The following is a 13094-nucleotide window of genomic DNA, read 5'->3' as shown; positions in this document are numbered from 1 at the left end:
GCAATCGCACACATGTGAGAAAAAAAAAGTAATTTGCAGGTGCAATGGTAAACAAGGAACATCTATATCAATACAATAATAAACAACGCTGGAAGGTTCTTTTGTTCCTTTTCGCCGCATGTATAGCTGCTGCGTCTTTATTTTACACCAACCATCTTGTAAAAAGCCTATCCCGTTCAGAAAGAACGAAAGCTGAAGTTTGGGCAATGAGCACCAAGAGCATCATCAGCATGCCCGATGTAGACGATGAATTTATTAGTTTCGTCTACGCCGTGCGCGACAGTCTCTCTACGCCAGCAATCATCACAGATAGTGCGCACAACATCATCTTCTGGCGTGATTTGGATGAGACAAAAACCAATGTAAAAAATCAAACAGATAGCGCACATCGAGGGTTACAGTACGATCCAGTTTACTTTCAGAAACAACTGGAAGCTATGCAAGAAAACCATGACCCGATTTCTCTACATTTGGAAACTGGTGAAGAGTGGCTTGTCTACTACCGCGATTCAGACGCCCTCCGCCAGCTCCGTATCTTTCCGTACGTACAGCTATCATTGATTGCTATATTTCTAATTATTGCATATACCGTATTCAACTCCATCAAAAAATCAGAACAAAACTTGGTTTGGGTAGGTATGGCCAAAGAAGCAGCACATCAGTTAGGCACACCGATCTCCTCCCTCATGGGCTGGCTTGAGCTGGTTCGCACCAAATATGAAGCACAAGACGACAGCATTCTTAACGAAATGGAACGTGATGTCAAGCGTCTCGAAATTGTAGCTGATCGCTTCTCAAAAATTGGTTCTATCCCTTCGCTAACTAGCCATGTTGTATACCCTGTTATTCAAGACTACATCAATTACTTTAAAGTCAGGACAAGCGAGAAAATTCAATTTGAACTGACCGGAGACCAAAGCTTAGAGGCCAAAATCAACATCCAATTGTTCGATTGGATTATTGAAAACCTTCTTAAAAATGCGGTCAATGCGATTGAGTCAGAAGGAAAAATAACCGTCAACATCATTGATAACATTGCAAAAGAGGAAATTTTTATAGACATTAGTGATACAGGAAAAGGAATACCAAAGTCAAATTTTGACACCATATTCCAACCCGGCTTCACCACACGAAAGCGCGGATGGGGATTGGGACTTAGTTTAACCAAACGAATGGTGGAATACCACCAAGGACATATTTTTGTAAAAGAATCCGAAATAGGAAAAGGAACTACATTTAGAATTATACTTAAAAGCAATTTAAAATATGAACCCACTGAAGTCTGACGAATATCCAGCCATTTACAACAACTATGTTGAACATGTGGTTGGCGATGTCCTTGCTGTACTACAGGAGCAGCTAGATTCATTTACCGAGTTTATCCGCAGCATACCTGAAGACATGGGGGATTATGCATATGCCGAAGATAAATGGACCATTAAAGAAGTGCTCTGTCATATCTTGGATACGGAACGGGTAATGGTATATCGCGCTTTGCGCTTTTCGCGGAACGATATGACCGAACTGGAAGCTTTTGAACAAGATGAGTTTGTACAAAATGCCCGTCACAACGAACGCTCCTTTGATAGCATCAGCGAAGAGTTCATGTACCTCCGTAAGGCCAACCTACTCTTCTTTGAAACCCTCAACGAAAGTGAACTAGAACGAAAAGGAATGGCATCAGGTCGCTTAGTTACCGTGAAAGCCTTTCTGTACGTGATTGCGGGCCACCTTACACACCACAGAATCATCCTTAAAGAAAGGTATTTAAACAATGAAAACATCGAACATCTGGTTTAGAACATATACCCTCGAAGAGATCAATCATATCTTCGCAAAGTTTATGACCGGTTATCTTGAAATTAAGGCAACCACGATAACAGAAGATAGCCTGGTGGTAAGTATGCCAATATCCGATAAAGTGCGGCAACCCTATGGCATCCTTCATGGTGGCGCATCAGTAGTTCTTGCCGAATCAGTAGGAAGTGTCGCTTCCGCCCTCGTGGTAGACCCAGACAAATACGCAGCTGTGGGTATGGAAATCAATGCCAATCATCTTAAATCTGTTCGTGAAGGTATAATCCATGCCTACTGCACGCCCTTACATATTGGAAAAAAAAGCCATGTCTGGGATATCAAAATAAAGAACGAAAACGAGGACTTAATTTGCGTATCTCGCTTAACAATAGCGGTAATAGATAAGTTGCCCCTCGCTTAACGCACCGCGTAAATAAGTATCCTATTTTTAACAGCTTTTAACAAAAAAGCAACAAAACAATACGTGATCCTAATTGTAGTACTATATGAAACCCTATAGCTTGGTTTCATGATACGGTTTAGGTTTCGAAGAGACTATGCCCCACGTAGTCTCTTCGATGTTTTTAGTGGTATAAGCCCCACTTCACACCCTAATCCTAAAGAAAACAAAAGTCATTTATTCCGTTTATTGAACGATTAATAATTTAGACTCTTTAAAGCGTTTTTTTCATGCGCAACCGTTTGTCTTTTTGATTATGCTTCCGTATTTCAATATATTTTATTAGTCTTGTAATATGGAATGTTCCATACACAAAAAATCAACCACATTAACGTAAACTTTTTTTATCGATGAATGGTATAGATACGCAAAAAAAGACAGCATTGGTACCGATGTTAATCTGCTGTGCTTTATTCTTTATTTTAGGCTATGTCACTTGGGCAAACGGGGCATTGATACCCTTTGTGAGATTAGCCTTCAACCTGGAGACCGACCTACAGGCATTCTTTATTTTATTTGCTTCTTATATTGCTTATTTTTTCTTGGCACTACCTAGTTCCTGGATCTTGGGCAAAGTAGGATTTAAAAACGGACTTATTCTTAGCCTTCTACTGATTGTCCTTGGCGCCTTAATCATTTTACCGGCTGCCTCACAGTTGAGCTATGGTTTATTTTTGTTAGCAATCTTTGTACAGGCTTCCGGAATGGCGCTTTTGCAAACAGCTATCAACCCGTACCTTAGCATTATCGGTCCAATAGAAAGTGCTGCACAACGGATCTCTATCGTAGGAATTTTCAACAAAGGGGCCGGTATTATTGTACCGATCGTCCTTGGTAGTATCTTACTAAAAGACTATGACACCATCTCGCACAAAGTACAGGAATTACACAGCGGCCCTGAACACGATGCACTCCTAACAGATCTTGCTGCCCGACTTCATGGTCCATACATTGGTGTTGCTATTGGCGTTGCTCTTCTAGCGGTGATTGTATATGTAGTGAAAATGCCAGAAGTGGATGTCAACAAGGAAGAAGAAACACTAGAAACAGCAGCAGGTTCGAAAAAGAAAAACAGCGTATTTGATTTCCCTCACTTATTCTTAGGCACATTGGCGATCTTCTTTTGTGTTGCTGTAGAAGTAATGGCAGGAGACATTATCGGAACCTATGGAAAACTATTGTCTTTACCACCATTCTTTGTTAAATACGGTACAGCCTTTACATTAGGTTGTATGTTACTCGGATATTTCATCGGTATTGCTACGATTCCAAAATACATCTCACAACAGGCAGCACTTCGCCTATGTACCATTATCGGTATTACATTCACCGTTATTTCTGTCTTCACAACAGGTATGACATCGTACATCTTCGTGGCGTTATTGGGGGTAGCCAACGCGTTAATGTGGCCCGCTATCTTCCCGCTGGGAATTAAAGGATTGGGGCGCTTTACAAAAGTAGGATCTGGTATCATGATTATGGGTATCGCCGGAGGTGCAATCTGGCCGTTAATCTATGGTTACCTGAAAGATACATTACATATCGATTTCCAACATGCATTTTTATATGCCATGGTTCCAGCTTACTTATATATCCTATACTTCGCTAGTGCAGGTCACAAAGTAGGTCAGAAAAACGGATAAGAATCCATCTCGAAGTTTCGATCGAGGAAAAGGAGAAATCTAAAAACTTGCTTAATATGGTTTTTGGGTTTCTCCTTTTTTACATAAACATGTATTTATCAACCTTGTATATTCCCCTTTTTTGGGTATTTTTAAACACATAAAACACTAAACAGAATATGAAAAAGACATTCTTATCTCTTCTAAGTGCCGCTGCTGTGTTCGTTTCGGTACAAACCGTCGATGCGCAAGTAAAACTTCCACAAGCAAGTAGCACTACAAAAATTGAGCAAGGCGTAGGTATTAAAAACGTAACGCTAGTCTACCAACGTCCTAATGTGAACAACCGCGTAATCTTTGGCGGATTGGTTCCTTACGACGAAGTATGGCGTACGGGAGCAAACAACATTCCATCGATCACGTTTGAAGAAGAGGTAACGATTGCCGGAAATAAAGTGCCTGCTGGTACATACGGAATATTTTCCATCCCGACCAAAGGAGATTGGACCATTATCCTAACAAAGAACGAAAAACAATGGGGCGCATACCAATACAACAAAGCGGAGGACTTTGTGCGTTTCACAGCAAAAGCACAAAAAGTAAATGGTAAAGTAGAGACCTTTACCATGGCTTTTGAAAATGTTACGCCTAAGGGGGCAGATCTAAGCTTAGCATGGGAAAATGCAAAAGTATCATTCCATATTGCCGTTGATCAATCCAAAGAGATTATGGCTTCTATTGAGGAGGCAATGAAAGGAGATAAAAAACCATACTTCCAAGCAGCACAATACTATTTCAACAACGACCTCGATATCAAGAAAGCCGTTGAATGGGCAAACGAAGCAGATAAAGGCAACACAAAGGCGCCACACATCAAATATTGGAGAGCACGCATCTTGTTAAAATCTGGTGACAAAGCCGGCGCTATCAAAACAGCAACTGAAGGTGTAGAGATGGCAAAAGCTGGAAACAACGAGGAATACGTGAAGCTAAATGGACAAGTGATCGCAGAAGCGAAAAAATAATCGTTGATAAACGAATCCTAAAAAAGGAGCTCTACATGATGTAGAGCTCCTTTTTTACGTCTTCAGTGCGTCATATAAAATCTCGACAGGGTGATAAGCACGCTCCTGTACGCCATCCTGAATCTGATGGCGACACGATGCACCCGGCGCAGCCACCACAACACCTTCTGCCTTCGCTCGAATTGCAGGGAACAATACCAGTTCACCTATGTCCTGAGATATTTTATAGTGCTCTTCTTCGTACCCAAAAGACCCCGCCATACCACAACAGCCAGATGGAATATTTTTAACAGAATAGCCACTTGGCACAGCTAAAACCTCCGCAACGGTCGGCTGCAAGCCCCAAGCCTTCTGTTGGCAGTGCGTATGCAAAAGAACCTCTTTCTCTTGGTTTGTAAACTGCTCCGGACCTATCCGGCCAGCGCGCTTCTCACGCAACAGGAACTCCTCGATGGTCAACGCATACTTTGCTGTATACTTCGCCTCCTCGATTAAATCCTCCTGCACCAGATCCACGTACTCATCCCGAAAGGTAAGTATCGTGGATGGTTCTACAGCAACCAGGCAAACCTCCTCGTTCAGCAATTTCGCAAACCGACGAACATTCGCCTTCGCCAACTTTCTTGCCTCGCGCAAAAAACCTTTTGACAGCAACCCTCTACCACTAAAAGCGTGTGGCACATTCAACACCTGATACCCCAAGCGTTCCAGTAAAAGGATAGCCTTTTTTCCAACCTCTACATCATTGTAATTCGTAAACTCATCGAAAAAAAAGTAGACCTGACGGTTTGGTTTATCTCGGGAATTTAACTGAGCTCGATCGGTAAACCATTTACGCAATGACACTTCTCCAACAGTAGGAATCGAACGCTCCGAAGCGAAACCAAGTATTCGTTTCATAACCCCACTCGTCCAACTATTTCCAACAGCCCAGTTATATAGCTTCGGGAAGTGGGACACTAACTTTGTCATCTGATCCACATGGCCGATCATCCACGAGCGAAAAGGGACACCGTTACTATCGTAGTAAGCCTGTAGAAAATCAGCTTTCAACTTAGCCATATCGACGCTGGACGGGCATTCCGATTTACATCCCTTACAGCTCAAGCATAAGTCCATCACCTCTTTGATCTCCTCATGGTCAAACGGGTTGCGCTCCGTCGAGGTAGTAAGCATCTCCCGTAACATATTGGCGCGGGCACGCGTCGTATCCTGCTCATTCCGCGTTGCCATATACGACGGACACATTGTACCTCCGGAAAGCTCCGTTTTCCGACAGTCACCCGAGCCATTACATTGCTCTGCGTGTTGCAAAATACTTTGTCCGTTATACCGAAAAACGGATTTTATCGCTTTGGCCGGTTTCTCCGGATCATACCGTAGCGAACTATTCATCGGTGCCGTATCGACAATTTTTCCAGGATTAAAGATTCCCTTTGGATCCCATGTTCTCTTAATATCTTTTAATAGCTTATAGTTGTGTTCGCCCAACATCAGCGCAATAAATTCACCCCGTAAGCGTCCGTCACCATGCTCCCCACTCAAGGAACCACCGTACCGCTTCACGAGCTGTGCAATTTGCGTAGCAACCAACCGGAACTGTGCATTCCCTTCTTTTGTTTTTAGGTTGATAATAGGTCTTAAATGCAACTCTCCTGTGGCCGCATGGGCATAATGTACCGAGTAAAGACCTTGCTCCGCAAGGATTTTATTAAACTCGGCAATATAAGCTGGTAGATCGCGCACATCAACCGCCGTATCTTCAATAACAGCCACCGGTTTATTATCCCCTGGCGTATTGCTTAGTAAGCCAAGCCCTGCTTTTCGTAAATCCCAAACACGCTTTTTATCTGATCCCAACACCAGCGGAAAAGAATAACCAAGCCCCCCTGCACGCATGTCAGCCTCCACCAGTGCAACCTTACGCTTGATATCCGCGATATCATCACCGTCATACTCCACCACCAAAATAGCACCCGGATCACCTTCCACAAAAAAGCTGTTCCGTGCCTGCTGTATATTATTTTTGGTGCATTCCAGAATATAATGGTCCATCAGTTCAGAGACCAATGGTTTATGTTTAAGCGCAATGAGATTCGCTTCTAATGCCTCCGCAACATCTGCAAAATGGATACACAACAAACCAGAAGGCTTGACAGGCCGGTCAACAAGATTTAATTTAATGGAGGTAATAAAAGCCAGCGTTCCTTCCGATCCACAAAGTAACTTACAAAAGTTAAAAGGTTCTGCACCCGCCATGAACGGATCGCTATCAAGGAGCATATCAAGCGCATATCCCGTATTTCTACGATCAATCGTGGGCTTTGGAAACTCCCGACGTATATGCTCTTGATTCTGGTAATCACCAAGCATCGAACGTATTTCCCGGTAAAGCATCCCCTCCAAATCCTGCTGTTCACATTTCTCACAAAATGCATCAAAGGACAATGCTTTAAATGTAACGGCTGACCCATCGCTTAACAATGCATCGATCTCCAGACAATGTTCTCGGGTGCTTCGATAGATCAATGAATTTGATCCGCAAGAATTATTACCAACCATGCCACCAATCATAGCACGGTTAGCCGTTGATGTTTCAGGACCGAAATACAGACCATGCGGCTGAAGGAATGTATTCAGCTCATCCCGAATAACTCCCGGCTGCACACGCACCCATTTCTCAGCGGCATTCAGCTCCAAGATATCCGTAAAATGGCGTGAAATATCCACGACAATGCCATGCCCAACCACCTGCCCCGCTAAAGAGGTTCCAGCAGCACGTGGAATCAAGGATGTGCCATGTTCCGCCGCAAAAGCGATTAAATTGCTTAAATCCGTAACCGATCTAGGGATCGCCACCGCCAGCGGCAACTCCCGATAAGCCGAAGCATCAGTAGCATATAGAATACGCATCTTCTGATCCCAGTACAACTCCCCCTCTAAGATCGCTGCCAGTTGCTTCAGCAGTAATTCATCCATGTTATCTTAATAATATTGAACTCCAAAGTGTTTTCCGTGGATTCCTCCTCCTAACCACGCTCGGAATGACGAAAAAGGTTACACCGTCATGCTCTTTTCTTTGTCCCGTGATACTCTTTTCTCTGCACCGTTATCCAGTTCACTTTACACCGTTATCCGTTTCCCCTTACTCCGTCATGCCGACGACAGGAGACATCTAAACACTATATCTGTTTATTTAGAGATTCCTACTCGTAACCTCATTCGGAATGACGAAAAGGTTACTTCCCGATCTGCGACGTATATGTACTTTCAAAAATCTTATCCGCATTATCCGTTTCAAAGCCATCCCGGCGATGCTTCGCCCGCAGCTCCTCACGCGGCACATCAGCAAAAGCAGGTAATACCCCCCGTTCAGCAAACTCCACATAACTCCCTGCGATCTTCAATGTTTTACCATCCGAAAACGTTGCGTCATATAAAGCGGACACCGTGCTGCTCTGCCGCAACAACCCATCTCCACTTGTCTTGATCTTTCCGCCCGAAGTATTTAGCGCGATCCCAATACCCTCCAGAAAAGCATTGAACTCCTCTATCGTGTTATAACCATCCGGTAGCTCGTGGATACTGATGGTATAATGATTCAAGTAATACCGATTGAAGATAACCCACGCCGCATACTCGCTCTCCTCCAACAAGCGTTGATACTCGACCGAAGTCGGTAACTCCCACAACGGCTTCTGCAAGAAATTCGCAGCCTGCTGCCCATCTTTCAGGTTTAGTGCGTCCACCGGGTCACTCGTTATCTTATCGGTATACCTATGAACAATAGCTTGAGCCTCTTCACTCAACGCAGAAACAACCAATTCCGAAACAAAAATACGCGGATAATCCGTCGAGGGTGGAGCATACCAGTACGCATTCAACTTCTTCCCTTCAAAATAATAATAATCCTTTCGGGTATAGCCATATTCCAGGAATATCTTCTCAAACGACTGAATGCCCAAGTGCGGAACACCTAACGTACGAAAAGCGATGTGATCGTTTACAATATCCGCTTGCGAGGCAATAACGTTCTTCTCCAGTAAACTGTTTGTAATTTTCGATACATCAACGACATGATCACGGTAATGATCAAACAAATCGTTCAACACAATATCTAATGGTTTTTGCTCATCGAAATGCATAGCCAAAAATTTAAGGTTTATACTGCATTAAATTTACGTAAACATTCGAACAATAAAAAGAAGTGGTAAACAAAATTCGATAGAAGGATTAAGATATCGAATTAAATACAAGAAACTATAATTCTTCCCTAAGAATTTTCTCCAACTCCTCTGGAGAAAGATTCATATTCACATTTCCATCCTTCGCCAAAGAGATCTCACCCGTTTCTTCCGAAACAATAACGGCTATCGCCTCCGAAACCTCTGTCACTCCAATAGCAGCGCGATGACGAAGTCCAAATTGTGGTGGCAGATCCTCACTATCCGATAACGGAAGCACACTGCTTGCCGTCATTATACGAAAATCGACAATTACAACAGCACCATCGTGTAACGGGCTATTTTTAAAGAAAATCGTTTCTAACAAGCGTTTAGAAACAGGCGCATCAATATACTCTCCACTGGACTGATAATATTCTTCATCAAAGTAACGAGAAAACACCAACAAAGCTCCTGTCCGCGATTTAGACATACTACGGCACGCCTCCACAATAGGTTTTAGATGTTCTGAGTTATCAACCTGTGTTGTTTTTTTATTGCCCAAGAACGACCAAAAAAACTTCTTTCGCCGAAGGGATATATTTTTTCCGATATGAATAAGGAATCGTCGTATTTCTTGTTGAAAGACAACTATAAGTGCAATTGAACCGACCGAGATAAAGCCGCCAAATATTTCGGTTAACAGCCGCATCTCCATCTGCTTAACCACCAGATAAACACCGTAGAAAAGCATCACACCAATCAAAATATTAACCGCAATAGTACCCTTTATCAAACTATATACGTAATAGATGATAATGGCAACCAGTAGAATGTCGATAATATCTAACAATCGAAACCCACTCAGAATATCTAGATCGAAGCCTCCCATGTGTATGTTATGCAATTTAGGAAAATTATTAACACAAAAAAATAAATACCTTTGCATAGAACAAGAAAGATCATTATGACAAAACTATCCGTTAATATTAACAAGATTGCGACTCTACGCAACTCAAGAGGCGGTAATGTTCCCAACGTAGTCGCTGCTGCGCTCGCGTGCGAACGCTTCGGTGCCGAAGGGATTACGGTACATCCACGTCCTGACGAACGCCATATCCGTTATCAAGATGTGTATGATCTAAAAGCAGAGATTGCCACCGAATTCAATATAGAAGGAAATTGCCAGGAGCAAAAATTTATCGACCTGGTAGTAGCGAACAAACCAACACAGGTTACCTTAGTTCCTGATGCCTTAGGACAGATCACATCTAACCACGGTTGGGATACCGTCCAGCACCGCGATTACCTAAAAGACATGGTTAAGCTCTTCAAGGATCAAGGCATTCGTGTCTCTATTTTTGTCGATCCCGATATCGATATGGTAGAAGCAGCAGCAGAGACAGGCACCGACCGAATAGAACTGTATACAGAAGCCTATGCAGCATCCTTTGGGTTCGATAGCGAGAAAGCTATTTCCCCTTACTTTCAAGCCGCCAAGAAAGCGCAAGAGGTCGGTCTTGGTCTAAATGCAGGACACGATCTAGACCTCAACAACCTAAAATATTTTAATGAACACATCCCCGGATTATTGGAAGTCAGCATCGGACATGCCCTTATCGCGGACGCGCTCTACTTAGGCCTAGAAGAAACTATAAAACGCTACTTAGCTGCGCTAAGAGCATAAAAAAAGAGGAGCTTCTTATAAAGCTCCTCTTTTTTTATTTTATCCCTTTAAAGATTCTATTCCAACGTATTTTTGACAGGAACGACCCTTGTTCATCATAACTTAACCAGGTAAACAACGCCTTACCAACGATATGATCTTCTGGGACAAAACCCCAAGCCCGAGAGTCTAGTGAGTTGTGTCTATTATCTCCCATCATCCAGTAATAGTTTTGTTTAAAGGTATAGCTTGTTGCCTTCTGCCCATTCACATAATAACCATCCGCTCTCTTTTCAAATTTATTTCCTTCATAATCCCGGATCGCACGCACATACATCGGCACGGTCAGCGAGTCCAAAGCAACCATCCAACCTTTTGCAGGAATGGTAATGGGACCAAAATTATCAAAGTTCCAATTCGCGTAATGTGGATCATGTGGATAGGTGTCTCCCGTCGCTTCACCCTTCGGCAAAATCCCTATCTCAACCGCTTTGACATTACTCCACCCCTTCACAATCGCTGCTTCGTCTTCTGTCATAAACATCTGAAAAACGTTCGGTTGATTCGTTGGGCGAGTTTCTAAGCGTAATTCCAATATCTTTTCCTGGCTTAAGCCTGATTCATCAGTATACACAAAGTAGTCCATCTGCATTTCTGGTGGCACAAAGCCTGGCTTGCCATTTACAATCAACTTTGCCCCTTCCATTTCAATTTTATCACCAGGTAAGCCTACGCAACGCTTAATGTAGTTCTCACGCTTATCAATAGGACGAGTAACTACCGTAAACTGACGGTCAACCGCCTCTTTACCAATACTGCGTACCACATCGGCATATGTCTGATCTTGGTATTCTAAAATTACGGTATCTCCAGCTGGAAAGTTAAAGACCACAACGTCGTTTCGTTTTATTTCCTGAAAACCAGGCAATCGCTTATAATCTAATTTAATTAACTCAGAATAAGCCTTTCCTCCTGTTAGCGGCATCGTATGATGCGCAAAAGGAAACGCCAACGGCGTCATGGGCACCCGCGGTCCATAATTCAATTTACTCACAAAAAGAAAATCACCGATCAATAAGCTACGCTCCATCGATCCCGTCGGAATCATATAGGCTTCAATCAAGAAACCACGAATTAAAGAAGCAGCAACGGTTGCGAAAATAATGGCATCGGCCCATTCCCGTGCAACACTTTTATGATAGGGATATTTCTTTTTAAATTCTTCAGTATGCGACTGTCCCAAATACTTCACCTGTGGATCTCTACCCCATAGCGGTAAAAAGATGAACGGAAACAAAACAGCAACAGCTGTTTCCCAGAATCTTCTCTTACCAAAACATTTAAGAAAATCCAGGTACAACCCATAAAAAATAAAAATATTGACGATAGGTACCAATAAAAGGAATACCCACCAAGTCGGACGCGCAGTCAATTGCGCCATTACATACTCCCGATAAAAAGGCACGATGGCCTCCCATCCTTGTTTTCCTGCTTTCTTAAATAACAGCCACAATCCGTAAATGGATAGAGCAATCAATAGCGCAAAAATTATATACCACATATACAAATGTCTTTTTTATACTCAACAAGGTACGGATTATGCCTGATTAAAATCAAACATTTCCGTCACTTGATAAAAACCTTTCTTACCAAACAACCACTCCGCAGCAACCACTGCCCCCAAGGCAAAACCAGCTCGATTATGCGCCGTATGCTTAAATTCTATCTGATCGACCTCCGAACTATAAAGTACGGTATGCGTTCCCGGTACCTCTTCAATACGTAAACTCTCGATCAACAGTTCCTCCGGCTTAGCGATCAACTCATCTCCTTCGCCTACCACATCATTTATCCACTTATTCTTGTGATCCGTTTCACCCAAAATACCCTCTGCGATCGTAATTGCAGTCCCGCTTGGGGCATCTAATTTATGGATATGATGAATTTCCTCCACCTGCACATCATACTGTTTATACGGGTTAATCGCCTTTGCTAAAAGCTTATTTACATGAAAAAATATGTTCACGCCAATACTAAAGTTAGACCCATAAAGAAGAGATTGATCCGCTTCAATGCAGATGCTTTTCACTTCCTCCAAATGATCGTACCAACCTGTAGTGCCCACCACAACAGGGAGGTCTGCTTCAAAGCACAAACTTATATTACTAAGGGCTGCGGCAGGTTCACTAAAATCGATAGCGATATCTGCATCCGCCAGATCAGCCGCTGTTAAACTTTCTCGATTGTCTTTATCCACGATCAACGAAATTTCATGACCGCGTTTCAGCGCAAATTTCTCTATTTGCTGGCCCATTTTTCCATAGCCTAATAGTACAATCTTCATAATATAATTGGGTTGTT

11 protein-coding genes are annotated in these 13094 nt (G+C 42.8%); 6 read left to right on the top strand and 5 right to left on the bottom strand.

Features of this window, described 5'->3' with window-relative positions:
* Positions 1–44: 44 nt before the first annotated feature.
* From B9Y69_RS16465 to B9Y69_RS16445, 5 genes are all read left to right on the top strand, one after another.
* Complete coding sequence (locus tag B9Y69_RS16465) at positions 45–1286, top strand: sensor histidine kinase (RefSeq protein ID WP_085474078.1); 1242 nt, start codon at positions 45–47, stop codon at positions 1284–1286.
* The gene (locus tag B9Y69_RS16460) at positions 1267–1800 is read left to right on the top strand and encodes a DinB family protein (protein WP_085474077.1); all 534 of its coding nucleotides are present in this window, start codon (positions 1267–1269) and stop codon (positions 1798–1800) included. The genes B9Y69_RS16465 and B9Y69_RS16460 overlap by 20 nt, the downstream gene beginning before the upstream one ends.
* A complete protein-coding gene (locus B9Y69_RS16455) occupies positions 1775–2218 on the top strand; it encodes a hotdog fold thioesterase (protein ID WP_085474076.1) in 444 nt (147 codons plus the stop codon). The genes B9Y69_RS16460 and B9Y69_RS16455 overlap by 26 nt, the downstream gene beginning before the upstream one ends.
* Before the next feature lie 389 nt (positions 2219–2607).
* A complete protein-coding gene (locus B9Y69_RS16450) occupies positions 2608–3900 on the top strand; it encodes a sugar MFS transporter (RefSeq protein ID WP_085474075.1) in 1293 nt (430 codons plus the stop codon).
* A gap of 158 nt (positions 3901–4058) precedes the next feature.
* Positions 4059–4904, top strand: coding sequence for a DUF2911 domain-containing protein (locus tag B9Y69_RS16445; RefSeq protein ID WP_085474074.1), 846 nt, complete (start codon positions 4059–4061; stop codon positions 4902–4904).
* Between the two features lie 54 nt (positions 4905–4958).
* On the opposite strand, the gene B9Y69_RS16440 is transcribed toward B9Y69_RS16445, so the two are convergent.
* The 3 genes from B9Y69_RS16440 to cdaA all read right to left on the bottom strand — a co-directional run bounded on the left by B9Y69_RS16440 (position 4959) and on the right by cdaA (position 9959).
* Positions 4959–7883: an FAD-binding and (Fe-S)-binding domain-containing protein gene (locus tag B9Y69_RS16440; RefSeq protein WP_085474073.1), complete on the bottom strand. Its 2925-nt coding sequence runs from the start codon at positions 7881–7883 to the stop codon at positions 4959–4961.
* Positions 7884–8143: 260 nt separating this feature from the next.
* On the bottom strand, positions 8144–9049 hold the full coding sequence (locus B9Y69_RS16435) for a DUF1338 domain-containing protein (protein ID WP_085474072.1): 906 nt from the start codon (positions 9047–9049) through the stop codon (positions 8144–8146).
* Positions 9050–9164: 115 nt separating this feature from the next.
* Positions 9165–9959, bottom strand: a complete 795-nt coding sequence (gene cdaA / locus B9Y69_RS16430; RefSeq protein WP_085474071.1) for a diadenylate cyclase CdaA — start codon at positions 9957–9959, stop codon at positions 9165–9167.
* Positions 9960–10034: 75 nt separating this feature from the next.
* On the opposite strand from cdaA, the gene B9Y69_RS16425 reads away from it, so the two are divergent.
* Positions 10035–10754 (top strand): pyridoxine 5'-phosphate synthase, encoded by a 720-nt coding sequence (locus B9Y69_RS16425; protein ID WP_085474070.1) that lies wholly within the window; start codon positions 10035–10037, stop codon positions 10752–10754.
* A 34-nt stretch (positions 10755–10788) separates the two neighbouring features.
* On the opposite strand, the gene lepB is transcribed toward B9Y69_RS16425, so the two are convergent.
* Both lepB and dapB read right to left on the bottom strand, forming a co-directional pair.
* The gene (gene lepB / locus B9Y69_RS16420) at positions 10789–12294 is read right to left on the bottom strand and encodes a signal peptidase I (RefSeq protein ID WP_085474069.1); all 1506 of its coding nucleotides are present in this window, start codon (positions 12292–12294) and stop codon (positions 10789–10791) included.
* A 36-nt stretch (positions 12295–12330) separates the two neighbouring features.
* Positions 12331–13077: a 4-hydroxy-tetrahydrodipicolinate reductase gene (dapB, locus tag B9Y69_RS16415; protein WP_085474068.1), complete on the bottom strand. Its 747-nt coding sequence runs from the start codon at positions 13075–13077 to the stop codon at positions 12331–12333.
* Positions 13078–13094: the final 17 nt, after the last annotated feature.

The organism is Sphingobacterium psychroaquaticum (assembly GCF_900177625.1).
GTDB classification, from domain to species: domain Bacteria; phylum Bacteroidota; class Bacteroidia; order Sphingobacteriales; family Sphingobacteriaceae; genus Sphingobacterium; species Sphingobacterium psychroaquaticum.
The sequence above is the reverse complement of the archived record's forward strand: the minus strand, read 5'-3'. Positions and strand labels throughout refer to the sequence as shown.

Bases quoted from the DNA above. Each gene is read 5' to 3' on its own strand.
- B9Y69_RS16455 (WP_085474076.1), top strand. From the start codon at position 1,775: ATGAAAACATCGAACATCTGGTTTAGAACATATACCCTCGAAGAGATC.
- B9Y69_RS16445 (WP_085474074.1), top strand. From the start codon at position 4,059: ATGAAAAAGACATTCTTATCTCTTCTAAGTGCCGCTGCTGTGTTCGTT.
- dapB (WP_085474068.1), bottom strand. From the start codon at position 13,077: ATGAAGATTGTACTATTAGGCTATGGAAAAATGGGCCAGCAAATAGAG.
- B9Y69_RS16435 (WP_085474072.1), bottom strand. From the start codon at position 9,049: ATGCATTTCGATGAGCAAAAACCATTAGATATTGTGTTGAACGATTTG.
- B9Y69_RS16425 (WP_085474070.1), top strand. From the start codon at position 10,035: ATGACAAAACTATCCGTTAATATTAACAAGATTGCGACTCTACGCAAC.
- B9Y69_RS16440 (WP_085474073.1), bottom strand. From the start codon at position 7,883: ATGGATGAATTACTGCTGAAGCAACTGGCAGCGATCTTAGAGGGGGAG.
- B9Y69_RS16465 (WP_085474078.1), top strand. From the start codon at position 45: ATGGTAAACAAGGAACATCTATATCAATACAATAATAAACAACGCTGG.
- B9Y69_RS16450 (WP_085474075.1), top strand. From the start codon at position 2,608: ATGAATGGTATAGATACGCAAAAAAAGACAGCATTGGTACCGATGTTA.
- cdaA (WP_085474071.1), bottom strand. From the start codon at position 9,959: ATGGGAGGCTTCGATCTAGATATTCTGAGTGGGTTTCGATTGTTAGAT.
- B9Y69_RS16460 (WP_085474077.1), top strand. From the start codon at position 1,267: ATGAACCCACTGAAGTCTGACGAATATCCAGCCATTTACAACAACTAT.
- lepB (WP_085474069.1), bottom strand. From the start codon at position 12,294: ATGTGGTATATAATTTTTGCGCTATTGATTGCTCTATCCATTTACGGA.